This window comes from Streptomyces sp. NPDC051822 (assembly GCF_044452745.1).
Lineage (GTDB): Bacteria > Actinomycetota > Actinomycetes > Streptomycetales > Streptomycetaceae > Streptomyces.
Genome location: NZ_JBITBZ010000010.1, coordinates 268,325 through 293,283 on the forward strand (window position 1 = coordinate 268,325; position 24,959 = coordinate 293,283).

Annotated in this window: 22 protein-coding genes and 3 pseudogenes; 15 read left to right on the top strand and 10 right to left on the bottom strand. The window is 70.5% G+C overall.

Features of this window, described 5'->3' with window-relative positions; all coding sequences use genetic code 11:
• Positions 1–91: 91 nt before the first annotated feature.
• The 3 genes from ACIA8N_RS27965 to ACIA8N_RS27975 form a co-directional block, all read right to left on the bottom strand.
• Positions 92–697: a GPP34 family phosphoprotein gene (locus ACIA8N_RS27965; protein ID WP_365785598.1), complete on the bottom strand. Its 606-nt coding sequence runs from the start codon at positions 695–697 to the stop codon at positions 92–94.
• A gap of 217 nt (positions 698–914) precedes the next feature.
• The gene (locus ACIA8N_RS27970; protein ID WP_365785596.1) at positions 915–2,117 is read right to left on the bottom strand and encodes a cytochrome P450; all 1,203 of its coding nucleotides are present in this window, start codon (positions 2,115–2,117) and stop codon (positions 915–917) included.
• A gap of 115 nt (positions 2,118–2,232) precedes the next feature.
• A complete protein-coding gene (locus ACIA8N_RS27975) occupies positions 2,233–2,823 on the bottom strand; it encodes a restriction endonuclease (protein ID WP_399416809.1) in 591 nt (196 codons plus the stop codon).
• 721 nt (positions 2,824–3,544) lie between these two features.
• Between ACIA8N_RS27975 and ACIA8N_RS27980 the strand changes: the two genes are divergently transcribed.
• The 5 genes from ACIA8N_RS27980 (at position 3,545) to ACIA8N_RS28000 (ending at position 11,938) form a co-directional block, all read left to right on the top strand.
• The gene (locus tag ACIA8N_RS27980; RefSeq protein ID WP_365785591.1) at positions 3,545–5,182 is read left to right on the top strand and encodes a hypothetical protein; all 1,638 of its coding nucleotides are present in this window, start codon (positions 3,545–3,547) and stop codon (positions 5,180–5,182) included.
• A gap of 803 nt (positions 5,183–5,985) precedes the next feature.
• Positions 5,986–6,528, top strand: a complete 543-nt coding sequence (locus ACIA8N_RS27985; RefSeq protein ID WP_365785589.1) for a hypothetical protein — start codon at positions 5,986–5,988, stop codon at positions 6,526–6,528.
• Positions 6,525–8,282, top strand: coding sequence for a glycoside hydrolase family 35 protein (locus ACIA8N_RS27990; RefSeq protein ID WP_365785587.1), 1,758 nt, complete (start codon positions 6,525–6,527; stop codon positions 8,280–8,282). Before ACIA8N_RS27985 ends, ACIA8N_RS27990 begins: the two co-directional genes overlap by 4 nt.
• Complete coding sequence (locus ACIA8N_RS27995) at positions 8,282–10,699, top strand: beta-galactosidase (RefSeq protein ID WP_365785585.1); 2,418 nt, start codon at positions 8,282–8,284, stop codon at positions 10,697–10,699. The genes ACIA8N_RS27990 and ACIA8N_RS27995 overlap by 1 nt, the downstream gene beginning before the upstream one ends.
• 165 nt (positions 10,700–10,864) lie before the next feature.
• Positions 10,865–11,938 carry a LacI family DNA-binding transcriptional regulator gene (locus ACIA8N_RS28000; RefSeq protein ID WP_365785583.1) on the top strand — a complete coding sequence of 358 codons (1,074 nt, stop codon included), beginning with the start codon at positions 10,865–10,867 and terminating at the stop codon, positions 11,936–11,938.
• A 542-nt stretch (positions 11,939–12,480) separates the two neighbouring features.
• Here ACIA8N_RS28000 and ACIA8N_RS28005 read toward each other — a convergent pair.
• A complete protein-coding gene (locus tag ACIA8N_RS28005) occupies positions 12,481–12,990 on the bottom strand; it encodes a hypothetical protein (RefSeq protein ID WP_365785581.1) in 510 nt (169 codons plus the stop codon).
• A gap of 563 nt (positions 12,991–13,553) precedes the next feature.
• On the opposite strand from ACIA8N_RS28005, the gene ACIA8N_RS28010 reads away from it, so the two are divergent.
• From ACIA8N_RS28010 to ACIA8N_RS28035, 6 genes and pseudogenes are all read left to right on the top strand, one after another.
• Positions 13,554–13,880 (top strand): PadR family transcriptional regulator, encoded by a 327-nt coding sequence (locus tag ACIA8N_RS28010; RefSeq protein ID WP_365785579.1) that lies wholly within the window; start codon positions 13,554–13,556, stop codon positions 13,878–13,880.
• Positions 13,877–14,233, top strand: a complete 357-nt coding sequence (locus tag ACIA8N_RS28015; RefSeq protein WP_365785577.1) for a DUF1048 domain-containing protein — start codon at positions 13,877–13,879, stop codon at positions 14,231–14,233. The genes ACIA8N_RS28010 and ACIA8N_RS28015 overlap by 4 nt, the downstream gene beginning before the upstream one ends.
• Position 14,234: 1 nt before the next feature.
• On the top strand, positions 14,235–14,564 hold the full coding sequence (locus ACIA8N_RS28020) for a DUF1048 domain-containing protein (RefSeq protein WP_365785575.1): 330 nt from the start codon (positions 14,235–14,237) through the stop codon (positions 14,562–14,564).
• Positions 14,565–14,883: 319 nt separating this feature from the next.
• Positions 14,884–15,075 (top strand): annotated as a pseudogene (locus tag ACIA8N_RS28025) (ABC transporter); the annotation flags it as partial.
• Positions 15,072–15,863, top strand: a complete 792-nt coding sequence (locus ACIA8N_RS28030; protein WP_365785573.1) for an ABC transporter permease — start codon at positions 15,072–15,074, stop codon at positions 15,861–15,863. The pseudogene ACIA8N_RS28025 and the gene ACIA8N_RS28030, both read left to right, overlap by 4 nt.
• A gap of 159 nt (positions 15,864–16,022) precedes the next feature.
• Positions 16,023–16,187 (top strand): annotated as a pseudogene (locus ACIA8N_RS28035) (MFS transporter); the annotation flags it as partial.
• A 123-nt stretch (positions 16,188–16,310) separates the two neighbouring features.
• On the opposite strand, the gene ACIA8N_RS28040 reads toward ACIA8N_RS28035, so the two are convergent.
• The gene (locus ACIA8N_RS28040) at positions 16,311–17,462 is read right to left on the bottom strand and encodes a hypothetical protein (protein WP_365785571.1); all 1,152 of its coding nucleotides are present in this window, start codon (positions 17,460–17,462) and stop codon (positions 16,311–16,313) included.
• Positions 17,463–18,637: 1,175 nt separating this feature from the next.
• Between ACIA8N_RS28040 and ACIA8N_RS28045 the strand changes: the two genes are divergently transcribed.
• On the top strand, positions 18,638–18,985 hold the full coding sequence (locus ACIA8N_RS28045; protein WP_365785569.1) for a VOC family protein: 348 nt from the start codon (positions 18,638–18,640) through the stop codon (positions 18,983–18,985).
• A gap of 854 nt (positions 18,986–19,839) precedes the next feature.
• Here the strand turns inward: ACIA8N_RS28045 and ACIA8N_RS28050 are convergent.
• Positions 19,840–20,094, bottom strand: a complete 255-nt coding sequence (locus ACIA8N_RS28050) for a hypothetical protein (RefSeq protein ID WP_365785567.1) — start codon at positions 20,092–20,094, stop codon at positions 19,840–19,842.
• A gap of 278 nt (positions 20,095–20,372) precedes the next feature.
• Positions 20,373–20,999 carry a TetR/AcrR family transcriptional regulator gene (locus ACIA8N_RS28055; RefSeq protein ID WP_365785565.1) on the bottom strand — a complete coding sequence of 209 codons (627 nt, stop codon included), beginning with the start codon at positions 20,997–20,999 and terminating at the stop codon, positions 20,373–20,375.
• Positions 21,000–21,097: 98 nt separating this feature from the next.
• Here ACIA8N_RS28055 and ACIA8N_RS28060 point away from each other — a divergent pair, with 98 nt between their 5' ends.
• Together ACIA8N_RS28060 and ACIA8N_RS28065 are read left to right on the top strand one after the other, a co-directional pair.
• Positions 21,098–21,751, top strand: a complete 654-nt coding sequence (locus ACIA8N_RS28060; RefSeq protein ID WP_365785563.1) for a CatB-related O-acetyltransferase — start codon at positions 21,098–21,100, stop codon at positions 21,749–21,751.
• A gap of 76 nt (positions 21,752–21,827) precedes the next feature.
• A pseudogene (locus ACIA8N_RS28065) lies at positions 21,828–22,140 on the top strand (glycosyl transferase); the annotation flags it as partial.
• 104 nt (positions 22,141–22,244) lie between these two features.
• On the opposite strand, the gene ACIA8N_RS28070 reads toward ACIA8N_RS28065, so the two are convergent.
• Positions 22,245–22,526 (bottom strand): DUF427 domain-containing protein, encoded by a 282-nt coding sequence (locus ACIA8N_RS28070; RefSeq protein ID WP_365785561.1) that lies wholly within the window; start codon positions 22,524–22,526, stop codon positions 22,245–22,247.
• Positions 22,527–22,790: 264 nt separating this feature from the next.
• On the opposite strand from ACIA8N_RS28070, the gene ACIA8N_RS28075 reads away from it, so the two are divergent.
• Entirely contained in the window at positions 22,791–23,102 is a 312-nt protein-coding gene (locus ACIA8N_RS28075) for a hypothetical protein (protein ID WP_365785559.1), read from the top strand.
• A 938-nt stretch (positions 23,103–24,040) separates the two neighbouring features.
• On the opposite strand, the gene ACIA8N_RS28080 is transcribed toward ACIA8N_RS28075, so the two are convergent.
• Together ACIA8N_RS28080 and ACIA8N_RS28085 are read right to left on the bottom strand one after the other, a co-directional pair.
• Positions 24,041–24,664, bottom strand: a complete 624-nt coding sequence (locus tag ACIA8N_RS28080; RefSeq protein ID WP_365785557.1) for a DUF6000 family protein — start codon at positions 24,662–24,664, stop codon at positions 24,041–24,043.
• A 40-nt stretch (positions 24,665–24,704) separates the two neighbouring features.
• Positions 24,705–24,932 carry a hypothetical protein gene (locus tag ACIA8N_RS28085; protein ID WP_365785555.1) on the bottom strand — a complete coding sequence of 76 codons (228 nt, stop codon included), beginning with the start codon at positions 24,930–24,932 and terminating at the stop codon, positions 24,705–24,707.
• Between the last annotated feature and the right edge of the window lie 27 nt (positions 24,933–24,959).

The following is a 24,959-nucleotide window of genomic DNA, read 5'->3' on the forward strand; positions in this document are numbered from 1 at the left end:
GTGGCGCAGGTCGCCCCTGCCCCGGCGACTCACCCGGCCGCAGGCGGCACGCACCCGGCGCGCGGCACGTCGGTGCCGGTGCCGGTGCGGATCACGGTCCGCGCCAGATGTTGGCGAAGGTCGCGTTCTCGATGGTTCGTCGCTGACGGGCGGCCTCGAGTTCCATCACCGCGTCGTGTGCGGCGGCCACCACGGCCGTCACCGCATCGTCATCGAGGCGGGGCTCGTCCTCGGATCCCTCGTGGGAGATGCCCAGAACCGAGGCGAGGGCGGTCAGGACGGGTTCCTTCTGCTGCCAGCGGTCGGCCGCCCGGCGGTGGATGGGCGTATCGGCCGGCTCCACGCGCAGCGGGCTGAAAGGCAACCGGCCGCTTCGCTTCGACATCAAGTCACCGCTCCCCTCCAGGTCGGCCTGGTAGGCGGCCGAGAGGTCTCGTCCCCGGCGCCACAGCCAGTCCTCGACCAGCTCATGGGGCGGCTGCCGAACGAGCTGCGCCGCGGCCTCGGCGAGAAGCCGATCGTCCGGCGCCGACGCCCCCTCCGCCACGATGTGGTCCTCGTCCACGCTGACGACCCCGGCACCGATGAGGTCGACCAGCTCCGCTCCGGCGAGTGCGAGCGAGAGGTTACCCTGGCCCACCGCATGCTGCGGCGTCGGGCCGATGGCGATGATGAACAGGTCTTTCGCCGTGGTCATGAACGGCTCCCCTCGAAGACATCGACAAAGGTGCGTCCCCACCGGCCTTCCCGCACCGGGAACCGGTGGAGGGGAAGGGCCGACACTCGCGCACGCCACAGAGTAACCGTGCGTCGTGCGGGCTCACTTGGGGGAGCGATCTGCCGCTGCCGCCGCCGCGGAAGGAGCGACGGTCCAGGCACCAAAGCGTCGCGCGCCTGCGCGGGTCAGCCGGCGCCTACCAGGTCACGGGCAGTGTCCTGGGCCCGCGGATGAGGATGTCGGTCTGCCAGGGGACGCGGTCGTGGGGGACGGACAGGCGCAGGGTGGGCAGACGGGCGGTGAGGGTCGACAGCAGTACCTCCGCTTCCATCCGGGCCAGCAGCGGTCCGACGCAGAAGTGGGGACCGTTGCCGAAGGCCAGGTGCCGGGGGCCCTGGCGGTCGAAGTCGATGTCCCCTGCCTGGGGGTAGACGCGTTCGTCCCAGTTGGCGGCCACGTAGGAGACGTAGACGTACTCGCCCTCGCGGACCAGCGCTTCCCCGACCCGGACGTCCTCGGTGGCGATACGGGGCTGGCCCACGCCGTGCTTGTGCGGCACCCATCGCAGGAGTTCGTCCACGGCCTGGGGCACGGCGTGCGGCTCGGCGCACAGCCTGTCCCACAGGTCCTCGGTGGTCAGCAGGGCGTACAGCATGTTGGAGACGTTGTTGCACACCGCGTGCCACCCGTTGAGACCGATGAGGGTGGCGAGCGCGAGCAGTTCCTCCTCGTCGATGGCCCCGCGGTCCATGGCCCCGACCAGCGTCGTCATGGTGTCGTCGCGAGGGTCGTCGCGCCGCAGCCGGGCAAGACGCAGGAAGTAGGCGCGACTGTCCCGCTTGACGCGTTCGGCACGCTGGGCGGCCTGTTCGTCGGACGCTCTGGTCAACAGGGTGTCGGCCCACTCGCGCACCTGGGCCTGGTCGGCCTCCGGCACGCCCATGACCAGGCCGATCACGGCGAGAGGGAAGGGGGAGGTGATGTCGCGGACGAGATCGGCCGGCTGCCGCCTGAGCAGGAGCCGGTCGACCAGGGCGTCCAGCAGCTCCTGCATGCGCGGCCGCAGACGGTCCATCGCCGTGCTGCTGAAGGCCGGTGCGACAGCGGCCCGTACCCGGGCGTGGCCGGGCGGGTCGACGAAGCTGACCGCCCGGTCCAGCGGAATGGCGTGCCGGGTCATCTTGGGAATGGGACGGCCGGTGATGTCCCGGCTGAAGCGCCGGTCCGACGTGACGAACCGCACGAGGTCGTAACTCGTCACGAGCCAGCACTCGCCCTCACCGTGAGGCAGCCGGATCCGACGGACGGGAGCCTCAAGGAGCGAGGTGCGCAGGAACGGGTCGAAGTCCAGGGCGGGGAGATCATCGACGTGATAAAGGGTTGCGGGCTCGCTGTTCACTGGCGCCTTTCCGGGTAAAGGGCGACGGCAAAGCCACCCGGGTACGCCCTGAGGATGCCCTTTGCCGGACGATGTGACCCGTCTATACCCATACGGGTGAAAGCCGGGTTCGCTGTCAGGACAGGGACGTGGGGCGGCGGGGCGGAGGCACGGCAGGCAGCAGTTCCCACAGAGGCCTGGATCCGCTCGCCCATTGGGCGAGGACGGCGCGGTCGACCAGGTGCAACCGCTGAGAGCGGGCGAACTCGAGTGCCGGCTTGGAGAACCCGCCGTTGGTGACGAGGACGACCACATCGCCCTTGTGTACCGGCCGGCCGGTGCCGTTGAGCACCTGCAGGTCCGGCGTGCCGACCGGGGAACCGGCCAGACCCGCCCGCCGGTGCTTGCACTGGATCACCCACGACCGCCCGTACGGATCGGTCGCCTTCACGTCCGCGCCGTTGTCCCCGGCACCGCCGACCTGTACAGCGTCCGCGCATCCGTCGCGCCGCATCAGGTCCCGCACCGCGTGCTCGAACTGCCGGTGGTGCAAAGCGTCCAACTGCGTGAGCGCATAACGCAGCCCCTGGGCCCTGACCCGCTCCCATCGGGCAGCCCGCCGTCGCTGGACCGTCCAGGCCGCAGCTGCCCCGCCGATCAGCAGTACCAGGACGACCGGGACCCACGGGTGGGCGGCCATGAAGCTGACCAGGCCCGTGACCAGCACCCATGCCAGTACCAGACCCCCGCCCACGAGAAGGAGCTGTTCGCCACCGGACGTCTTGCGCGAACGCCGCCGGGCCGGACGACGCCGCGCCGACGGACGCCGGCTCACCTCCCGCCCCCGTCGCGCTCCCACTTGATCGGGTACGACACCGTCGGCACCGGGCGCGGAGCAGGCTCCTGCCACCCAGGCCACCGGATCGGGTACGACACCGCCGGCGCCGGACGGGTCACCGTCCTGTTCCCGCTGGGCCACTTGATCGGATAGGTCACCGCCGACGAGGACCGCGGCGCGGGTAACCGCTCCGCACTCGGGCCGCTGTCGCCGGCAGACGTGCCGGACGAGCCTCCGAACACGAACACGGCCGCCACGATCCCGATGGCGAGCGCGGTCTCCCGGCTCGTCCCGGCCGGCGCCCGCCAATGGCGCCGGACCACCGTCCCGTCCCGCTTCGTGTACCCGTTGATGAACGGCAAGACCGAAGTCCCCTCCCTGATCGGCAGCGCGCTCTCCCGCGCAACCGACCAATCTAGAGCGCCCCACTGACAGCGGTGACGGCGTCGAGGTTTTACTCCTGATGACGGCTGGATCACGCACGTTGGGCAGTTCGGCGGTGGCCGTGGCCGCGGACACCGCCGCGGCCTCGATCCGCTGTCCGCTGCTGTCGGCCGGTCGGCAGTAAATCCGCTGCTGAGGTCGTCCGTTCGTGGCCGATACTCCCTGCATGGGGGATCACGACACCGTCCACGTACGTCTCCGCGCCGCCCTGCGTGCCGACGACCCATGGGCCGGGCTGGACGCGCTGACGGCCGAGCGGCCCGCCGGTCTCGCCGAGGCGGTCGAGGAGCTGTACCGGTCGGACACGGAACGGGCCGACTTCCGCCGGTACCTCACCTGGCTCCTCCGCACCCTCGGCGAGCCCGGCGACGAGGTGTTGCTGCGGTTGTTCAGCGAACCTGCGTCCGCAGCCGAAGACCGCCAGGACGTGCTGAGGGCCGCCGTGGCGCGCGGGCTCCGGCTGCCCGCCGGGTTGCTGGCCACGTACGAGGAGGAGGCCCGTGCGTCCGGTGGGAGCGACGACCGCGCCGACGGCCCACCCGCCCCCGAGCTCGTCAACGCCATGGGACTCTCCGGCGATCCGTCCTTCGCCCCGCGCCTCGGTGCCCTCCTCGGGATCCCCGCCGCGCGCGGCCGCGCCGCGCTCGCGCTGGGCCGCCTCGGTGCCCGCGAGTGGACGGCGTCGATCGCGGGCCGGCTGTCCGAGGTGACCGGGCTCGACCGCACCGCGTTCGTCGTCGCCCTGGAGCTGATGGGCGATCCCGCCGCCGTACCGCACCTGCTGCGATGGCTGGCCGAGGGCTCTGAGGAGCGGGTGTACGACGTCCATCACGCGCTCGTACGACTGACAGGACGCGACCCGCTCCTGCCGGAGGGGGCGAGCGGGGCGGCGTACGCGACGGCCGTGCGCGAAGCCTGGGCCGGCGGCCGCATCGAGCGCACGCCCGCGGTGGTGCGGGACGTCGTCGTCGAGTCCGGCGCACGGGCCCGGTTTTCCGTCGACGGAGGCGCGGGCCGTGTTCGGGTCGCCTTCGACCCGCCGTCGCCCGGCTCTTCCTGGCCGCGCTGGGACCGGTCCCTGACGTTCGACGGGAAGCCGCTGTACCGGGTCGGCTCGTTGTGCGACACGTGCGAACTGGGCCTGACGATGCTGGACTGGCCGGACGACGAGGCGAGCCGGATCGCAGCCCGCATGCGCGGCCGGCTGGCCGACCTGTCCCGGCTCGACGCCGCGCTGCTCGCCGAATGGAGCCCGGTCCTCGGCGAGCTGGAGACCGGTCATTACCGAGCCCTCCTGCTCGATCTGCCGCTGGAGCGCGTGTCCGAGCCGGCCCAGTCGTGGTGGTACCGCCGGGCGGCGGCCCGGACGGAGGAGGACGGCGAGGACTCGGAGTACGGCGAGGACCGTCCCGAGGACTACTGGCCCGGCGTCGCGCACTTCCAACTCGCCACACCTGTCCCGGGCGGCCGGGTGCCGTTCACGTACGGCGCCCTCCTGCCCTCACAGCCGCCGGAGGCACTCGACCCGGCGACCATCGCCCGGCACACGGCGGCCATGGCGGCGGGGGAGCGGCCCGCCGCCGTGGTCCTCGGCTGGATCGACGACCGCTACGTGGAGGCGCGCCACGAGGAGCGGTGGCTGGTCGGTGCGGTACTGGACGGCCATCACCGCCTCGTCGCGTACGCGGCCGCCGGTGTGCCGGCCCGGGTGCTCTTCCTCGCCCGCGTGGGCGAGGGCGGTGGCGCGGACGGCGGCCTGGAGGGACTGGCGGAGGTGGCAGCGGCGTACGGCTGCCGGGACTGACGGCGGCGCCGCGAACGGTTCGCCAGTGCCGCGTGCGCCTGTATTGCGCCGCCGACCTGCGCTCGGCGCGCTCAGCATGCGAGGGCTGTGCCTCTGGGCCGTCAGGCTCATGTCGGCGGCGGCCCGGCGGCGGGTTGACGCCTCTGGCCTTGGTCCGCCGACCGATGCCGGACGGTGGCGATGGCCCCGCGCAGCCACAGTCGGGGAGCCACCTGCTCCTGAATCATCCGGACAGATGCGTGGTCGTTCTCTTCGAAAGCGCGTACAACGCAGCACGCACTGAATCGACTTGGAGACCAGCGTTTCTTGACGCCATTCAAGTTACCGGTAACATCAACCACGCTTCGAGTGCCCCTCCGAGTCCTGCCACATCGTCGGCTCCGGCGACCAACCGCAAGGAGTTCGTGCTGTGCCGCAGAAGAGGCAGCGCCCCGGCACGTGGAAACCGAAGTCGATGGCGCTGCTCGCGACGCTCCTGGCCGGGCTCGGCCTCGGCGGCATCGACTACGGCCTCAACCAGCTCTTCGCCACCAGGTTCGGACACGGATCCACCGCGATGCTCAACATCCTCAACGCTCACTTGGGCGTCGGTGCCATCCTGGGCCCCGCGCTGATCGGACTGGCCGGTTCCGAGTACTACCCCACGGTCTTCCTCGGTTTCGCCGTCCTCACCCTGCCCCTGCTGTTCGCTCTGCGCGGCGTCCGGGACCGGGCCGTGCCCCAGGGCGGCGGAAGGCGACGGGACACCGGCCGCTCCCAGGGTTCTCGGCCGCAGCCTCGCCACCGTACTGGGCGTCTTCGTCGTGCTGTACGTCCTGCACGTCGGCATCGAGGCGGGCGTCGGCGGCTGGGAGCCCATCCACCTCGTCACGGTCGGATACGGAGCGGGAGCCGCCGCGACCGCCACGTCCGCGTACTGGCTGATGATGCCGTCGGCCGGTTCCTGGTCGCGCCCATCGCCGCAGGCCTTCATCACCGTCTCCTGCCCAGGCATGACGGTCTGTCTGTTCGCGGCTGCCGTTCCCGCACCCGCACCCGCACCCTACGCGTACGCGGGTGTCGGTCTCTTCGTCGCACCGATCTTCCCCACCGCGCTGCCGTGGCTGTTGGAGGTCGCCCCGCAGGCACGCCGCGCGAGCGCCCTGGTCATCGCCGCCTCCATGGTCGGCGGAGTGGCCGCGGGACCGGCGCTCGGCAAGGTCGTCGAACGGGCGGGCATCCGGGCGGTTCCCCTGCTCCTCGCCGCCGTCTCGCTCCTGTGCCTCGCCGCCACTCTCCGGCTGATCAGCGCCACCCGTACGTCAACCGACCCCGCATCAGAAGCAGAAGGACTCGCCAGACGATGAGCGCGCTCACCACCACCGCCGACGGCTTCACGCTGCGCGGCGAACCCTTCCGGATCATCTCCGGCGCCCTGCACTACTTCCGTGTTCATCCGGGCCAATGGGCGGACCGCCTCCGCAAGGCCCGGCTGATGGGGCTGAACACGGTGGAGACCTACGTCCCCTGGAACCTCCACCAGCCGGCCCCCGGCACCCTCGACCTCGACGGAATCCTGGACCTCCCGCGCTACCTGCGCCTCGCGCAGGAGGAGGGGCTGCACGTCCTGCTGCGGCCCGGACCGTACATCTGCGCGGAATGGGACGGCGGCGGGCTGCCGGCCTGGCTCACCTCGGACCGTGACATCAGGCTGCGCAGCAGCGACCCCCGCTTCGCCGACGCGATCGACGGCTACTTCGACCTGCTCCTTCCCGAGCTCGTGCCCTTCATGGCAGCGGCGGGCGGGCCCGTCATCGCGGTGCAGGTGGAGAACGAGTACGGGGCGTACGGCAACGACGCCGCGTACCTGAAGCACCTGGAACAGGGACTCCGTCGACGAGGCGTCGAGGAACTCCTCTTCACCTGCGACCAGGCCGACCTCGCCCACCTGGAGGCCGGAAGCATCCCCGGCGTGCTCGCCACCGGCACGTTCGGCGGGAAGATCGAGCAGTCCCTGGAGCGGCTGCGCGCCCACCAGAAGCGTGGACCGCTGATGTGTACGGAGTTCTGGATCGGGTGGTTCGACCACTGGGGCGAACCGCACCATGTGCGCAGCGCGGACGACGCCGCCGCCTCGCTGGAGACCCTCCTCGCGTCGGGAGCCTCCGTGAACATCTACATGTTCCACGGCGGCACCAACTTCGCCTTCACCAACGGCGCCAACCACGACCACGCCTACAGCCCCGTCGTCACCTCCTACGACTACGACGCGCCGTTGGCCGAGTCGGGCGACCCCAGCCCCAAGTACCACGCCTTCCGCGAGGTCATCGCACGCCACGCGCCCGTGCCCGACGAGCCGGTTCCCGCTCCGTCACCGAAGCTGCCCCCCACCACGGTGACCCTGGACCGCCGCACACCGCTCCTGGACCGGGCCGGTGAACTCGGCGTCCCCGTGCACTCCCGTGAACCGCTGACGATGGAGGCGATGGGGCTGCGCGCCGGCTTCGTGCTCTACCGCACCGCGCTGCCCGCCGCGGGTGACGGGGTGCTGCACTTCACCCACGGTGTCGGCGACCGCGCCCAGGTCTTCGTGGACGGCGCCCCGGCCGGCGTCCTCGAACACGAACACCACCAGGAGAGCCTGACCGTGCGGGTGCCGCGCGCCGGCGCCCGACTCGACGTCCTGGTGGAGAACATGGGCGGGGTCAACTACGGACCCCGCCTCGGCGACGACAAGGGCCTCCTGGGCCCGGTGTCCTTCGACGGCGCCGTACTGCGGGAGTGGGACGCCTACCCGCTGGCGCTGCACGACCCCGCCCCCCTCGCGGACGCCACACACGACGCCACGCGGGCCGGGCCGGCCTTCCACCACGGCACCTTCCACGTCGGCACCCCCGCCGACACCTTTCTCGCGCTGCCGGGCTGGACGAAGGGGCAGGCGTGGATCAACGGCTTCAACCTCGGCCGGTACTGGAACCGCGGCCCACAACGCACCCTCTACGTGCCCGCGCCCGTTCTGCGCGCCGGGACCAATGAGCTGGTGCTCCTCGAACTCGACGCCACGGTCACCTCACGAGCCCTCCTGACCGATACACCCGACCTCGGAGGGGAGAAGACCTGATGCGGAACCACCTGCGGCTGCCGCCGCCCGCCGCCCCTCCGCTGTCGGGTCACCTGCCGTTCGGCGACGCGCCCGACGTCACCGACCCCATCGAGGTGACCAGCCGCTACCTCACCAGGGGCGGCCGCCCGTGGTTCCCCGTCTCCGGCGAGTTCCATTTCAGCCGCTGTCCGGCGGCGCGCTGGGAGGAGGAACTCCTGAAGATGAAGGCGGGCGGCATCACCGTCGTCGCCGCGTACGTGATCTGGATCCACCACGAGGAGCACGAGGGCCGCATCCGGTTCGACGGCGACCGCGACCTGCGGCACTTCGCCGAACTGTGCGCCCGCCACGGTCTCGACCTCGTTCCCCGGATCGGACCCTGGTGCCACGCCGAGGTCCGCAACGGTGGCCTGCCCGACTGGGTACTCGGCCTCGACTGCGTACCGCGCACCGACGACCCGGCCTACCTGGCACTTGTACGGCGATGGTTCGCGGCCATCGGCGAACAGCTGCGAGGACTCGACCGGGCGAACGGCGGACCCGTCGTCGCGATCCAGATCGAGAACGAACTCCACGACCAGCCCGGCCACCTGCTCACCCTCAAACGACTCGCCCAGCGCAGTGGCCTCAGCGCGCCGCTGTGGACGGCCACCGCCTGGGGCGGCGTCGAACTGCCGCCCGACGAACTGCTGCCGCTGTACGGCGGCTACCCCGAGACCTTCTGGACCGAGGCCCACGGCGGCTGGCCCGACACCTGCCGCACCCACTTCTTCTTCACCCATCAGCGCGACGACGAGGGCATCGGCGCCGACCTGCGGCCCACGACCGTACGGGGCGGGGGAGGCGCGCCCACCGACCGGTTCCCCTGGGCGACCTGTGAACTCGGCGGCGGCATGGCCCACTCCTACCACCGGCGGCCACGGCTCGACGCCGCGGACGTGGCAGCTCTGGGGCTCGTCAAGATCGGCTGCGGTTCGACGTGGCAGGGCTACTACATGTTCCACGGCGGTACGAACCCGAAGGGCGATCTCAGCACCCTTCAGGAGTCGCACGCCACCGGCTACCCCAACGACCTGCCCGTACTCACGTACGACTTCCAGGCACCGCTGGGCGAGTACGGCCAGTACCGGCCCTCTTACCACGAGCTGCGCCTCCAGCACCTGCTGCTCGCCGACTCCGGGCACCGCATCGCACCCATGACCTCCGTCCTGCCCGAGGAGCGGCCCAGTGGAAAGCGGGACCGTTCCACCCTGCGCTGGGCGGTGCGCTGCGACGCCTCCTCGGGGTTCCTGTTCGTCAACAACCACCAGCCGCACGAGCCGCTGCCCTCCCATCCCGACACCACCTTCGACATCGTCTGGCCCGACGGCACCGAGGTCTCGCTGCCCAGCACGCCCGTCACGATCCCCTCGGGCGCCTTCTTCTGCTGGCCCCTGCGCATGCGGGTGGCAGGGGCCCTGCTGGAGTGGGCGACCGCCCGGCCGGTGTGCCGGGTCGACCACGAAGGCCGGACCGTCCTCGTCCTCGCCGCCGTGGACGGCATCCGCCCCGAACTCGCCCTGGACGCCTCCACGGTCTCCTCGGTCTCCTCGGTGAGGGCTCCGAGCGGCGACGTCACGCATGTCGACGACCGCATCCTGATCACCGGCCTGACAGCGGGAACCGACGCCCTCGTGGAGATCGACACTCCTGACGGCGGACGCGTCGGCCTGCTCGTACTGGACGGGACCACGGCTCCGAGCGTCTACCGCGGCCGTGCGTGGGGCGCCGAGCGTCTGGTGCTGTGTCATGAGGGGGTCGTCTTCGACCACGACGAGGTAAGGGTCCACAGCACCGCCGCCGAACCGACCTTCGCGGTCTTCCCGGCGCCGCGGCAGCCGCTGAGCGTTCCCGGCGGGCGGGTGCACACGGAACCTGACGGGATCTTCACCCGCTACCGCCTGTCAGCACCGCCGCCGACGCAGGCGCCCGCACCCCTCCCCGCACCCGTCCACGCACCCCTCCCCGTCCGGCTCACCCGGCCGGCCGGACCCGCACCCGCGCCGACGGCCAACCCCATGGGCAGGGCGAGCGCTCCGGCCGACAAGTACTACGAGACCGCGGCGGCCGAGTACCGCATCGACGTACCGGACACGCTCCTCGACCGGCCCGACGGCGTGCTCCTGCGCATCGACTGGACCGGTGACGTCGCGCGTGCCTACACCGGCGAGACGCTCGTGGCCGACCAGTTCCAGTCCGGGGCGCCCTGGGAGATCGGCCTCGACCGGCTGGACGCGGGCGCGGTGCGGACCCATGGGATCACGCTGCGGATCCTTCCACTGCACCCAGGACAGCGGGGGGTGCACCTTCCGTCGGGAACGGCGCCGCACCAGAAGGCCCACGTCGGCGGTGTCACATGGACCGCGCAGCGAGCCTGGCAGGTCCGCCTGGGCTGAGACACGCCGTTCGCCGTTCGGGTCGCGGCGGCCTGATACACCCGGCACACGTGGCACAGGCGGCGGGCCCGAGCCCGTGGCCGATCGCAGGGCCGTCCGGCATATCCTTGAGCCGGCCCGACGGCCGACGACCGAGATCGATCCGGTGCTCCCGAGGAGACCACGATGTCCGCAGCCGCCACCGGCAAAGCGGCTGCCGGCGGGCGCAGCCGCCGCAGCTTCGCCGGCGCCAAGCCGGTGATGGATGACGTCGCCCGGCTGGCGGGGGTCTCGAAGCAGACCGTCTCCCGTGTCCTCAACGAGCACCCTTCCGTACGTCCCGACACGCGAGCAAGAGTTCTGGCGGCGATGGACGAGCTCGGCTACCGCCCCAGTTCGAGCGCCCGTTCCCTGGCGAGCGGCCGTACCCGGGTCCTCGGCGTGATCTCGTTCGACGCGTCCCGACACGGCCCCGCCTCCATCCTCACCGCGATCAACCTCGCGGCCCGCGAGGCCGGCTACCTGATCAGCTCCATCGCTCTGCCCCCGTCCGAAGCGAGCGCCGTCGCGCAGGCCGTGGGCCGACTGGCCGCGGAGGGAGCGGACGGCGTCATCGCCATCGCTCCGCAGCAGGACACGGACAAGGCACTGGCCGACATCGTTCCCGGCATCCCCCTGGTCATTCTGGAGAGCCACCTCGGGCCGGACGTCCCCGTGGTCACCTCGGACTCGGCCGCGGGCGCCGGCCTGGCCGTCGAGCACCTGCTGTCGCTCGGACACCGCACCGTCCACCACATCGCGGGGCCCAGCGGCTGGCTCGCCGCCGAACAGCGCGTACGGGGCTGGCGCCGGGCCCTGGAGGCGGCGGGCGCGTTCGTGCCCGAGCCCCTGATCGGCGACTGGAGCGCGAGCTCCGGCTACACCCTGGGCCGACGACTGGCCTCCCGGCCGGACGCCACCGCGGTGTTCGCCTCCAACGACCACATGGCACTGGGCGTTCTGCGAGCCCTGCACGAGGCGGGCAGGCGGGTGCCCGACGACGTCAGCGTCATCGGCTACGACGACATCCCCGAAGCCCCCTACCTGCTGCCGCCCCTGACCACCGTCCACAACGACTTCGCGGAGACGGGCCGCCGCGCGGTCGACCTGCTGGTACAGCGGCTGGCGGGGAACGGGGAGCGCGGTGTCCGGTCGATCGTCCCTGTCGAACTGATCGTGCGGGGCAGTACGGCACCGGCGCCCGGCCGAGCCGACGGCTGAGGCCTCCGTCGCAGGGGTCTGATCACCGGCGGTGGACCGCGACCGGTCCGTCGTGCGCGCTGACGACCCATCCGGCGCCGAAGACCAGGGCTCTGAGGCGGCTCGGTGACGCCGTGCCGATGGTCCATGAGAGCGCGTGCAAGCCAGCGCCGGCCTTGGATCCCGAGGCCCTCCGCCGTACGCGCGGCCCGTGCTGGTGCTGGTGCTGGTGACGATCTCGGCCGGTCCCCGCAGCCCGGCAGGTGCCCGCCCGGCACCGCAGGCTGTTCATCCGTGTGAACGGGCGGGCGGCTGAGGCGGTTCGGCGTCTGGAGCAGCAGGCTCGGCCGTAGGCCGTTGCATCCAAGCCGGTCATCCCGGCGCTGGTCAGCGGCGGCGGATGACGGCGGCGGGGCCTGATGACCGGAGGCTGGTGGTGCGGCGGCCGGCCAACGGGGGTCGGCCATGCCGTACGCGGTGACCGTCTGGGATCGGCCCGCTGAGCGCTGCATGCATCACGTGAAGGAGCCCCCGCCGGACGCGCCGGGCGGGGGCAAGGTCGGTCAGCCCTTGAGGTCGATCGTGAAGCGCCTCGTGCCCGTAGCGATCGTGTCGGCGTGGACCGAGCCACGAGCCCGGTCGTACTTCCCGGTGCCGCCGGTGATCGCGTTGTCGAACGAAGGGGGAGGGCCCGGGTTCAGATGGCCGAAGACCATGCCCTGCACCGAGATCTGGCCGTCCGGGAGGGTGTAGGTCACGGTGCACACCTCCGCTCCGCCGTCGGCGACGCGGGTCGTGGTGCAGGTGCCGGCGGTCTCGCCGACCTGCTTGCCGGCCTCGTCGAAGAGGATCGAGCGGACGACGGTCCGATCGCCCTGGGCAGGGGCGCCGCCGGGGTTGACGGGGAAACGGGACTGCTCCGCGAGCCGGCCGACGAGGGTGATGACCCGCTCTTTGCCCTTGTCGTGGGCGGAACCGGTCCCCGTCGCGGATGCGGCCGCGACAGGGGCGCAGGCGAAGAGGGTGACCAGTGCAGTGGTCGTGCCGAGCCGGGCTGCTCTGATGGGGCGCATCGTGCGGCTCCTGAGGTTGGCGCTCATGGATGGTCCGGTGACGCATTCATGACCTCAGCTCTGCCGCACCTGGCACTACAACCGGAAGATCCGACCGATCGGACGAGCCGCCGCGCAGCTGCAGACGCACGTGCAGGACGCGGTGCCATCCACCGTCCAGTCATGGCGAGCCGTCGGCCAAGACGCCCCCCCCGAGCGCACGCCCAGCTGAGGTCGTACGCCGCAGTGGGTACCTGCGGGACACGCTCACGACCTGTCTCGTCCAGTCGATACGGCTCCTCGAAGGCCGTGTTCCATGCCTGGAGAGCAGGTGCGTACCGTTCTTCTGCCTCTTCGGCGCTGATACCCGGCAGGCCGCGATCCGGTTCCAGGCGCTGCCGCGCTCGACTGTCCGGGGCAGAGGCTGCGGAACGGCCACCCGAGTTCCTTGAGCGGGACGGTGGCCGCGCCACCGCTCCATCCGGCACAGGCGAGCCCGCCGCACTGACACTTGCCGGTACTCGGTGGTACCGTATAGTGGTACTCGGTGCTACGCAGTACCGCTATACCGAGGAGGGCTCCGGATGGACGACCTGACGGAGATGCTGAAGGGCACGCTCGAAGGGTGCGTGCTCGAGATCATCGGCAACGAGGAGACGTACGGGTACGCCATCACCCGTCGACTGAACGAACTCGGCTTCGTCGACGTCGTCGAGGGGACGGTGTACACCATCTTGCTGCGACTGGAGAGGAACAAGCTCGTCCAGGTGACGAAGCGGCCGTCCGGGGTCGGTCCGCCGCGCAAGTTCTACGCGCTGAACGACGCCGGACGCGAGGAACTCGCGAAGTTCTGGACGAAATGGCAGTACGTCTCATCACGCATCGACAAACTCAGGGAGGGCGGCAGATGAGCTTCTGGGAGACCATCACAGGAAGTGACCTCACCAGGGACTGGAAGGCGTTCGAAGCCCGGGCCAAGGCTCTGCCGGACGACTACCAGGCGGCGTGGGAACAGATCAAGGGCCACCTTCTTCCTCACGGGAACTTCACCGGCCGCAACCTGATGCCGATTCTCGACGCCGCCCTGGGACTGCTCGAGGAAACGGCGGCGGACGGACAGAGCGTCCGCGAGGTCCTGGGCGACGACATCCGCGGCTTCAGCACGGCGCTGGCCGGTGGTGAAGGGGCCCGAACCTATCGCGACCGATGGCGCGAGCAGTTGAACAGGAACGTCGCAAGGAAACTGAGCCGGCTGGGAGACTGACGTGGGCATCCAGGACATCATCGAGGGCAAGAAGCAGTGGCGGGCGCACATGGCTCGAATCAAGTCGCTCCCGCCGGACTACCAGATCGTCTACAAGGAGATGCAGAAGTACCTGTTCAAGGTCGGACCGGTCGACCTGCCTGACGGACCCCTGCTCCCCGGGATCGTCGACTTCTTCGAGGAGGGTGTCGCCTCGGGCAAGGGGGTCTTGGAACTCATCGGCAACGATGTCGCCGCATTCTGCGACGACCTGGTCAAGGACTCGCGCACCTATGCGGACGTCTACCAGGAGTCCATCAGCAAGAATCTCGGTGGCAGCGAGAATCGGTAGCCGCGAGAAGTCGTATCGTCGCCTCATGTCAGTGGGCGCAGTAGCCCGCACGCGCGGTTCGTTCGCCGCGGCGCGGCGCGAACACGCGCGAGCCGACCGACCACCGGACGCCGCCGCAGATCCTGGCCGCCGAGGCCGCCGGCGATACCTGCCTCAGTCCTGACCGCGCCCCCGGCGGGCAGGTCTCTGGCGGGCGGGCCGCTCGACACCATTCCCCAGGGCGTACGACGGACGCACAACTGACGCACGACTGAAGCGCGGTGCGGAGAGTCACTCGATCCGGGTTCCGAAACGGACACTGCTCCCTCTGCGTCTTTAGGTCGCCCGGGACGACGACGCCCTCACCCTCCAGTTCCCCAGCGACGGCACCCAGCGCGAACTGCGCTCCGTCCTCGACCGGCTCGACTCCCTCGGCGTCGAAGCCGACGAACTCACCGTCCACACCCCCGACCTCGACGACGTGTTCTTCGCCCTCACCGGCAACAGCCAGACCAAGGAGAACGTCCGATGAGCGCCCTCACCCTCGCCGTGCGCGACTCGAGCACGATGCTGCGCCGGAACCTGCTGCACGCCAGGCGCTACCTGTCGATGACGCTGAACCTTCTCCTCACGCCGATCATGCTGCTCCTGCTCTTCGTCTACGTCTTCGGCGACGTGATGAGCGCGGGCATCGGTGGCGGCGGAGCCGACCGCTCCGCCTACATCGCCTACATCGTTCCCGGCCTCCTGATGATGACGATCGGCGGCACCGTGATCGGGGCCGCGATCGCCGTCTCCATGGACATGGCCGAGGGCCTCATCGCCCGCTTCCGCACGATGGCGGTCTACCGCGGCTCGGTGCTCATCGGGCACGTCCTCGGCAGCGTGCTGCAGGTGCTCGCCAGCCTGGTCCTCGTCGGCGCCGTCGCCGTGGCCATCGGCTTCCGGCCGACCGACGCCACGGCCCTGGAGTGGATGGCGGCGTTCGGGCTGCTCGCGCTGTTCGCGCTCGCGCTCACCTGGATCGCGGTCGGCATGGGCATGGTCAGCCCGAACGCCGAGGCGGCCAGCAACATGGCCATGCCGCTGGTCTTCCTGCCGCTCGTCTCCAGCACCTTCGTCCCGATCGACGCGATGCCGGGCTGGTTCCAGCCGATCGCCGAGTACCAGCCCTTCACGCCGGCCATCGAGACCCTGCGCGGCCTGCTCCTCGGCACCGAGATCGGCCACAACGGCTGGCTCGCCCTCGCCTGGTGCGTGGCGCTCACCGCGCTCGGCTACCGCTGGTCGAAGGCGGTCTACAACCGCGACCCGAAGTAACCGCCAACGGCCGCACGCACCGCCGCCCGCGGCGCTCGCCGTGCGGCGAGGGCGCTGGCTTCGCCGCTCCCTGGCTCCGCCACCGTCGCTCGCGGTGAATCGCAACTGTTCAGGGGGTGCTGACCCAGGCCGTACGCATCCTTGGCCGGCGGACGCTGCGCCGTCTCCCCGGTGGTCATCACCGCCCTCGCATCCCACGGCCCGGCCGCCCTCTGGGGCAGCCTCGCCGCCGCGACACTCCTCTCCGCCGGAGCGGTCGCCACCGAACAGAATCAGGGAACGCGGCTCAGCGGTCGCCGCCGCCGGGCGCGAGCAGGCTCGTGAATGCCTGCGCTGTCTCACGCTGCCCGCTACGCGTGGTCGATCTCGGCAGCGGGTACGGGGCGGCGTCAGGGGAGAACTCGCGTGACGACCCTGCGGACAGCGCGGGCTCTCCCGTCCGATCCTCTATCGATTCGGATTACGGAAGAGGCCGAGCGTCTTCGTGAGGGTTTTCAGCGGTGAGGTCCCCTGATCGGCCGCGGGCGGCGTGGGCGTCCGGGGCGCGTCGCTTCCGCCGCTCGTCTCGGCGAGCGCAGCGAGCGCCGACTCGGCCGCTTCACGGTAGAGGTCACAGGATGCCGTCATGGCCTCGAGCGCCTTGGCGTACCTGGTGACCATGGCCCGTGCGTGGGCGAGCTCCTCGTCCGGGGTGAGCAGGTGCCAGCTGTGGCGCAGTCGTGTCAGGACCTGTTCGGCGTCGTCCGGCAGCGGTCGCGGCAGCGAGGCGAACTCCGTGATCGCCTGCAGGAGCTCGGTCGGCTCCGTACCGTCCAGGAAGACATCGCGTACGGTGAAGCGCTCCGCGTCATAGCCCGGTACCTGTGGCGTCGAGGACAGGACGACGGCCCCGCCGCGCGGTAGCCCCACGCCCAGCTCACGCTTCATCGCGAAGTCGGCGATCAGCGCCTGCTCCGGCGTGGCCCGGTGCTCGACCACCTGGTGCCGCAGGCTCGGTGGCAGGAACGCCGTGACCGGCCGCCGCCCCCGCGCGTCCGGCGTCATCGCCTCGTGCACCACGACATGGATGAACCAGCTCTGCCGGGTACAGCCCCGCAGCAGGCGCCGCAACTCGCCGTCGTCCTTCGGCAGGTGGTTCGCCCTCCGCAGACGTACGCCTGGCACCATCTCGTGATCCCAGGCGACCTGGTCGCTGTCGGGCCAGAACACGGTGGCGGGTGAGGGCCAGCTCGCTTCCCACGCGCGCTCCGCCTCCGCGGCGAGCACCCACGTGACGCCGTCACTCTCGACGCGGCGGGACTCCGGGTGGTACGTGGTCAGTTGAGCACGCACCGTGACGTCGTCGGCCACCCGCCAGCGTGCCTCGAAGAGCCGGCGGGCGGACGGGCCGGCATCGGCGGACTCGTCCCGAGGGAACAGATCGGTGGAGCGGGCCGCCTCGATCGGGTCGAGGTCCAGGAAGTCATCGATCACCCCGGCCGCCTTGAGGGCGAGAAGGTTGCGCCGGACGTCCCGCTCGGCCTCGGGCCCGAGGTGACGCCCGCGTCCGAGCCACACGGTGTCGGGGACATTGGTCGATGAAGAGCTGCTCTTGGCCATGGAACCGTCCAGGTGGGTGATCAGGGCTCGACCAGTATGGTCCGCAGCCCGAGCGGCAATGTCCACCAGGCCGCACGGGCCCGGCCGGCCACGCTTCCTGGCCGTCGGCGGGACCCTCCGGCGAACGGTCCTCGCCTCCGTACGGGGCGGCTGCACCGTCGTGCCACGGCCGACAGGCTTGCCTGCGATCCCCGCGTGACGGAACGTTGCACCATGGGCCCCAGCCCCCAGCCCTCAGGCCAAGACCAAGTCGGCTGTGCGGTTGCCGATGTCCGTGGGACTGGGCGGCGGCGACGGCGATCGCCCCGCTGCGCCGGCACGCGCTCGCGGTGTGGGCGGCGAACACCCTGACCTGTCGGCGGCGAGGCCCGGGCAGCCGGTGAGCGACACGGTGCTGCACGAGATCGAGCGGCCCGCTCCATGGTGTACTCGCCGAGCCGAATGTCGTCGAGCGGTGGTCGAAGGAAGCCGGCTCGTGCACATGCCCGAGGCGGTGGCCGGCGTCACCGCCGTCATCCGGAAGGCGGCGCCCTCCGGGCCCGGCCGAAGCGCCCCCGTCTAAGGCGAAGCCGGGCCTGAGGCGGCGCGGCGACTACGCGATCTTGAGCTCTCGGCCACCCGCGGGCCTTTCGGAACGTCGCCCCACAGTTCACCCCTGAACGACAGGCCGGACGTGCGCGCCCTGCTCCCCCTCGCCACCACCCTGGTCGCCGCCCTCGAGCTGTGCCGCCTCCACGTTCTCCAAGACCTACGCTTGCGCAGGCCGGCCACCCCCGGCGGGCTGAGCGGGGTCGGACCCGGCGGGGCGCCAGGCGTCGGAACCGTGTCGTACCTCCGTGGTACTCATGTCCCCAGGCTGCCCGACGGCCGCGGCCTGGCGGCAAGCGGCGAACGCGGACTGCACCTGCACGAGTTCCGACCTTGAGCCCTGTCCACCGGACCAGACGGGACCAGCCCGCACCGTTGTCGGAAGGACACACGGAGCTCAGTCACTGGAGTACTGCCCCCACGATGCCACCGGTCATGCGGCGGACTTCACGCAACTTCCCTTGGGACTCGCCCTGATCTCCGGGACCGGTCATGCGCAGGGAGCCGGGACGCGGTCTGCGTGGAGTACTACCGAACAGTAGTATCCCTGGGGACAGAGCCACCTTCTTCCTTGCGCGGAGTCATCGATGGCCGTTCGCCGTGTGGTGCCCAACATCCAGTCGCAGGCAGCGCAGGAGAGCCGGGAGTTCTATGGCCTCCTGGGCTTCGAGGAGGTCATGAACCACGGTTGGATCATGACGCTCGCATCCCCGTCCAGTCCGGCAGCGCAGATCAGCGTCATGACCGGCGACAAGACTGCGCCTGTCGCGCCCGACATGAGTGTCGAGGTGGACGACGTGGACGCGGCGTATGCGGTCATGCGGGCGAGCGGCGCGGAGATCATTCACCCCTTGCAGGACGAGGAATGGGGCGTGCGGCGGTTCTTCGTCCGTGATCCCAGCGGACGGGTGGTCAACGTGCTGGGTCACCGCTGACGGCCGTCCCGCGCCCTGGTTGAAGGGTGCTGATCACAGCCACTTGTTGTTGGCCGCGAGGAGGACGGTTGCCTCCAGCGGGACGAGCGTCGGTCGTCCTGCGTATCCACCCACGGTGCCTTGTGAGGCGGTTGATGCCGCACTCGACTCCGTGCCGGGCCTTGTGATCCCCGGCGTCGCACTTGGGCGGCCGACCGCCGAGGGAGCCGGGCTTCTTGCGGTTGCGGGCCGGTCGGACCTGTCCAGGATGGTGCGGCGGATGACCCGACGCCGCAGATGGGCGCGGTTCTTGAGGGAGGCGTACGTCACCGGGGTCACGACCCCGGTCGCGGGATGCTCCGGGAGCCGGCGATCGACGCGGAGCGGATCGCGCGGCGGGTCGCGGGTGCGGCGAGGTCGAGCGTGAGTGCGTTCCCGCGGCTGACGACGGCGCCCCGCCACCGGGGGAGTAGGGACGGCGCGCATGCTGAATCCCGGGGGGAAGGGATCAGAACATGGAGAGGCCGTTCCAGCCCCAGCTGATCTTCACGCGGCTCTTCAGGCCGCCCGTGCGGTTCCCCTCGTACCGCACCGGACACCGGCGGTGTCCCGGGCGAGGACGTCGGGCACGGCGTCGCCGGTCATGTCGCCGACGCCGGTCGCCGCCCCCTGCGTGGGTCCCAGACGTGCCAGACACCGCCACGCACGAATGCGAGACGGCCGGCCCAGGCGACATCCGCCTTTCCGTCCTGGTCGTGTTCCGGCGCGCAGACAACACTGCGGTAGGAGCTGCCGACGGTCGCCCGTATGAGCCGGGACGGGGTCTTGCCTTCCACTGGGCGGAAGCCCAGGTAGAGGCTCCGGCTGTCGTCGATTCAGTCGAGCCCGTCCAGCATGCTTCCCGGCTCGTCGACGTTCTCCTGGGTGACGACGGCGTAGGCGTTGTCGGCCGCGGTCCAGATGTCCGGAGCGCCGTCGGGGGCGATGAAGGCCATCCCCAGGCCGTCGGGAGAGAAGGTGAGTCCGGTGATCTCCACCTGGAGCCCGTTGCCCCGCGCGTCGATGGGGTGATGTCCCGCCGGCCCGTGCCGCCGGGAAAGACCGTGACGATCGTGCTGGGGCGTACCCACCGACGCCCTTCTGCCCGACGAAGGCGACGCACTGTCGATAGCTGGCCCGGTTTCGACGTCGTCGCGCAACCGGGCCTTCGGCCCGTGCAGGTATGCCTCGGTGAACAGGGGCACGCCATCGGTGAACAGCCGCTGCGGCGTTACGTGTTTCGAGCGTGCGCGAGTGCGGGCTCGGTGTGCTGCAGAACCTTCTCGCCGTTCGTGACCGCCTGGGATACGAGCCGGTGAACCGCCTGCTGCAGCCGATCGGGCGTGGGTACGGGCTCCATGGCCGCACGCTAGAGAGGCCGCGCCCGACGGACGGAGAAGGCGCCCGCGGCAGCTGCCAGGACCGCCGCCTCGGCGGCCCGTTTCGGGAGGTGCGGGTCAGGGTCTGCGCGCAGGAGCACCAGCTGGTGGTAGAGCGGCGCCGTGGCGGCGATCAGCAGGCTCCGCGCGTCCGTGTGCTCTGCGGGGAGCTCGCCACGGTCGACGGCGCGCTCGACGAGGACCTCGCACTGGGCGTACCGGTCCGCCCACAACTGCGTCTGGGCCCGCGCGGCCTGCTCCGAGTGGAACGAGGCGGCCATCAGGGCGACGGCGAACGACGGCTGTACGACGAGGGATTCCTGGATCTCCTCGTTGAGGGCCGTCAGGTCGCCGCGCAGCGAGCCGGTGTCCGGCGGCTGCCAGTCGATCTCGCCGGCGGCGTCGATGACGTCGACGATCAGGCCGCCGACGTCGCGCCAACGCCGGTAGACGGTGGCGCGGTGCACTCCGGCCCGCGTGGCGACTCCCTCCATCGTGAGTCCTTCGTGGCCGCGTTCAGCGAGTTCGGCGCGCACCGCATCGAGAACCTGGGCGCGGATGCGGGCGGTGCGACCGCCCGGACGGCGGTCCGACGTCGTATCCAGCGGGTCTGTCATCGGCGATCCGTATCCGGTTGATCAACGTGGCGGGGCTGTGCCAGCATCTTAACGCGACAACTGTCGCCCTAGGTCCGCCAGAGAGGAACGCCTCCGCGATGCCGCCTGTTCCCGCTGACCCCACTGTTCTCCACCCGATGCCCGAGCACCCGCGCGTGGTTCTGCTCAAACCACTGGTGAAGTCGCCGCTGATCGAGATCGGTGACTTCTCCTACTACGACGATCCGGACGACCCGACCGCGTTCGAAACCCGCAACGTCCTCTACCACTACGGACCCGAGCGGCTCGTCATCGGCAAGTACTGCGCGCTGGGGACGGGCACCCGGTTCATCATGAACGGCGCCAACCACCGCATGGACGGCCCCTCCACCTTCCCGTTCCCCACCATGGGGGGCTCCTGGGCGGAGCACTTCGACCTGATCACCGACCTGCCCGGCCGGGGCGACACGGTCGTCGGCAACGACGTGTGGTTCGGCCACGGCGCCACGGTCATGCCCGGTGTACGCATCGGCCACGGCGCGATCATCGCCGCCGGCGCCGTGGTCACCGGCGACGTCCCCGACTACGGCATCGTCGGTGGCAACCCCACCCGGCTCATCCGCACCCGCTACGACGCCGCGGACGTCGCCCGGCTCCTCGCCGTGGCGTGGTGGGACTGGCCCGTGCAGCACATCACCAGGCACGTACGGACGATCATGTCCGGGACCGTCGCCGATATGGAGGAGGCCGCCGCGCGGATCGACCAGCCCTGACACCGCGTCATCGCCGCACCGCCCGCACCGCCCGCACCGCCCGCACGTGTCCCGCGCCACAAACGAGTGATTGCCTGTGTCCGGTCGCCGCGCCCATCTCGCGATGGTCGGTGTCCCCATCGTCAGCCATGCCCTGCCCAGCCTCCCGCTCATCCGTGAGCTGGTGGCCCGCGGGGACCGGGTCACCTACGCCAACGACTCGTTCGTGGCCGACCGGATCAAGTCCGCCGGTGCGGAATGGGTGCCCTGCACCTCCACGTTGCCCGTCGCGAACAACGACTGGCTGCCGACCCCATCGCTGCGGCGGACTCTTCCTCGACGACGCCGTCCAGGCGCTCCCGCAACTGCGCACGGCCTACGAGGACGATCCGGCCGACCTGTCCCTCTACGGCCAGGCCGGCCGCCCGTGCTCCGGAGGGTGATGACGGCCGCCGAGGGGGCCGTCGCCGGGCGCCTGGACGGCCGAACCGCTCCCGGGCCGTTCAGTAACTGCTCAATCCACAACCTGGACGTCTTTCCAGAAGGCGACCCGGTCACGGACCATCTCCGCCCCCCTCTCGGGGTCGGGGTAGTACCAGATGGCGTCTTCACTACGAACACCGTCTCCTTCCAGGGCGTAATAGGAGGCAAGCCCCTTCCATGAACAGGTCGTATGCGTGTCCGAAGCGCGTAGCACGTCTTCGCGCAGCGCTGACCGGGGGAAGTAGTGGTTCCCTTCGACAACGACAGTGTCTTCGCTCTCGGCGATTGTCATGTTGTTCCAGATCGCTCGCATGGCCCCATGGTCAGCCACGCGGGGCGGCAACGTCCCGCAGATACACCAAATTCGGTCCCGAAGATGAAGGGACCCGAGGCTGGCACCGAGATGATCTCCCTCAGCTCATGCACACGCTTGTGTGGGACGTGCGACAGCTCCGCCTTGGGCCGGCCTGACTGACGAACGGCGCCGACCCCTGGCCTGGGGTGCACCGAACTGCCCGAGCCGACCGGCCCCGATCCGCGGGTGATGACAGCAGCTGAGCCGGGCGGTCGTCGGCGCTTGGACAGTCGAACCGCTCTCGCGCCCCCGGAACCCGGCCCGCCGGGCGGCGTTTCGGCGGCGGCCCGGTCGATCTCGGTACGGGTCGGCGGCAGCCCGCCCCTGACCGGCGTGCGCGGGCTGCGCCAGATGCTCTGCTGGGAGCAGTACCGCCGGGCCGTCGCCAGCGTGGACCGGGTCTTCAACGCTGACGGCTTCGATTCGTGCTCGACCCGGTCACGGACCCGCTTGTGGGACTTGCTGTGCTCCTCCTCTGCGGAGGCGATCGCGGAGGTCACCGACATGCTCGCGCCGGGCGATCGGCGTCGCTGAGCGCGGGTTGGTGTCCGGTGGGTCAGCGGGGGTGGCGAAGCGCTCCGGCAGGCTGTCGCGGACGGTTGTGTCCTTGACGCGGTCGGCTGCGGCCAGGGCCGCTGGCAGTTCGTCGAGGGCCAGCTCGGTGCAGTAGACGGGGCTGGGGGGCTCCTGACGCCGGGAGTCGGCCGACACGCCAGCGTGTAGGGGTCGAATCTGCTGTCGTCCACGAGCTGCAGGGCCGCACGACGCGCCTTAGGAGCTGTCCGGCCGATCTTGGGTTGTGGGAGGATGCCGTTCATGACTTGCATCCGAAGGGGCCGTGCCTCGTAGAACACCAGCTTCACTTCGGCCGCGGGAACGCGGCTGGGGTAGACCCTGGGTGCGGTATCGCGATGTCCCAGGTCTGTCGGGAGCGGCGAATGCCGCTGTCCGTGTGCTCGAACGGGAGCGATTGGTTCCGGGCATCGTGGCGGTGGCACTGAGCGTGTGGTCCGTGCGCGTCCACGGCACGAGGCGCCGGTGGAGGCAATGGGAGGCGGAGTTCACCTGCCCCTGCTGCGGCGAGGGTTGGGCCCGGGACATGCTGCAAGACGGTCTGTTCATGCTTCCGCCAAGGGCCGCCGGCGAACTTCGGGTGCAAGTCGAGCGCCTGGACGCGGTACTCCTCGGGCGAACGCATCACGAGCCGATGGAAGACCCGGAGTTGGCGTGGTGGCATCGCAGGTGCTGACCGTACCCATGTCGCCCACGGGTTCGTTGGCTCTTGCGTGACTGGTCGGGGGGATCTGACAGATGCGGAGTGGCGACGTCTGGAGCCGCTCCTGCCCACGGGCAACAACCGCTGCGGGGGGTGGCGCGATCACCGCCAGGTGATCGCGCCACCGCCCGGTGCGAACCGGGGTGCAGTGGCGTGCCCTGACTGCGGTCGGCGTCCAGTGGTCAAGTCGGGGGGCTCAGTGCCTGGGTTCCATTCTGGCAAAGAGTTCAGCGCACTCGCTGGCGAAGGAACAGAGCTGGTCCACGACCTGCCGGTACTTCCGCGGATCCCGCAACAGGTTCGGCGTGGCATCGGTCCAGTGCTGCCACAGGCCACCGGCGGCAAGGTATGGGGATGCTCGCTCGGTCCCGAGGGCGGCATCGAGGTGAAGCAGTGTGCTGAGAGCGACGATCTGGTCGTAGACGCGGTCGGGTTGAGGCAAGCAGCGATCAAGGTATCTGCAGACCAGATCGGCGTCGGCGCTGGTGCCGAAGATGGCAAGAGTGATGCAGTAGCCCCCGCCGCCGGGGCCTTCGCCGGCCAGCAGGAGTTCGCCGATGCGGCTGCGGAACTCGGTCCTGCCGGCTACGGCAACCAGCCAGGAGGCAGTCCTACGCTCTCGCCAACCGCCTTCGAAAAGGACGCCGAGCTCAGCGGGCGTGATCTCCCCGGCAGCCTTGACCAGCTCCCACATGAACAAGTCGCGCTCAGGCCCGCTCAACCGCAGCGAGCTGCCACCCAGCCGCAGGTACCGTCGGCCGGGCGTGACGAATCGTCGGATCAGGTCCATGAGCTCGGGGTCGGTGTCGGCATAGCGCATGGCTGCATCTTTGCCCGGCGGGGACCCAGCTGCCAGCGGGTTACCCAGAGCCTCGAGCAGCGATCGCCAGATCAGAGAAGCCTGCATTCGCTGCCCCATCCTCCAGATCGACCCACGTCAGCGATCCCGGCTCATCGAGATCATCCAGAAACTCCGCGAGCGCGTCCGTGGGGCCCGCGCCAAGGGCTGGCTCGGTGACGTCGAAGGACTCCAAGTCAGCCTCGATGCCGCCAACACCAAGCTGCACAGCCTCATCAAGCGCACCCATGCAGACGGTCGGCCCCAGCCGGTCGAC

Excerpts from the sequence above, each read along its gene's own strand:
- ACIA8N_RS27965 (WP_365785598.1), bottom strand. The coding sequence starts at position 697 with ATGACCACGGCGAAAGACCTGTTCATCATCGCCATCGGCCCGACGCCG.
- ACIA8N_RS27980 (WP_365785591.1), top strand. The coding sequence starts at position 3,545 with ATGGGGGATCACGACACCGTCCACGTACGTCTCCGCGCCGCCCTGCGT.
- ACIA8N_RS27990 (WP_365785587.1), top strand. The coding sequence starts at position 6,525 with ATGAGCGCGCTCACCACCACCGCCGACGGCTTCACGCTGCGCGGCGAA.
- ACIA8N_RS27995 (WP_365785585.1), top strand. The coding sequence starts at position 8,282 with ATGCGGAACCACCTGCGGCTGCCGCCGCCCGCCGCCCCTCCGCTGTCG.
- ACIA8N_RS28000 (WP_365785583.1), top strand. The coding sequence starts at position 10,865 with ATGTCCGCAGCCGCCACCGGCAAAGCGGCTGCCGGCGGGCGCAGCCGC.
- ACIA8N_RS28005 (WP_365785581.1), bottom strand. The coding sequence starts at position 12,990 with ATGCGCCCCATCAGAGCAGCCCGGCTCGGCACGACCACTGCACTGGTC.
- ACIA8N_RS28010 (WP_365785579.1), top strand. The coding sequence starts at position 13,554 with ATGGACGACCTGACGGAGATGCTGAAGGGCACGCTCGAAGGGTGCGTG.
- ACIA8N_RS28015 (WP_365785577.1), top strand. The coding sequence starts at position 13,877 with ATGAGCTTCTGGGAGACCATCACAGGAAGTGACCTCACCAGGGACTGG.
- ACIA8N_RS28030 (WP_365785573.1), top strand. The coding sequence starts at position 15,072 with ATGAGCGCCCTCACCCTCGCCGTGCGCGACTCGAGCACGATGCTGCGC.
- ACIA8N_RS28040 (WP_365785571.1), bottom strand. The coding sequence starts at position 17,462 with ATGGCCAAGAGCAGCTCTTCATCGACCAATGTCCCCGACACCGTGTGG.
- ACIA8N_RS28045 (WP_365785569.1), top strand. The coding sequence starts at position 18,638 with ATGGCCGTTCGCCGTGTGGTGCCCAACATCCAGTCGCAGGCAGCGCAG.
- ACIA8N_RS28055 (WP_365785565.1), bottom strand. The coding sequence starts at position 20,999 with ATGACAGACCCGCTGGATACGACGTCGGACCGCCGTCCGGGCGGTCGC.
- ACIA8N_RS28060 (WP_365785563.1), top strand. The coding sequence starts at position 21,098 with ATGCCGCCTGTTCCCGCTGACCCCACTGTTCTCCACCCGATGCCCGAG.
- ACIA8N_RS28070 (WP_365785561.1), bottom strand. The coding sequence starts at position 22,526 with ATGCGAGCGATCTGGAACAACATGACAATCGCCGAGAGCGAAGACACT.
- ACIA8N_RS28080 (WP_365785557.1), bottom strand. The coding sequence starts at position 24,664 with ATGCGCTATGCCGACACCGACCCCGAGCTCATGGACCTGATCCGACGA.
- ACIA8N_RS28085 (WP_365785555.1), bottom strand. The coding sequence starts at position 24,932 with ATGGGTGCGCTTGATGAGGCTGTGCAGCTTGGTGTTGGCGGCATCGAG.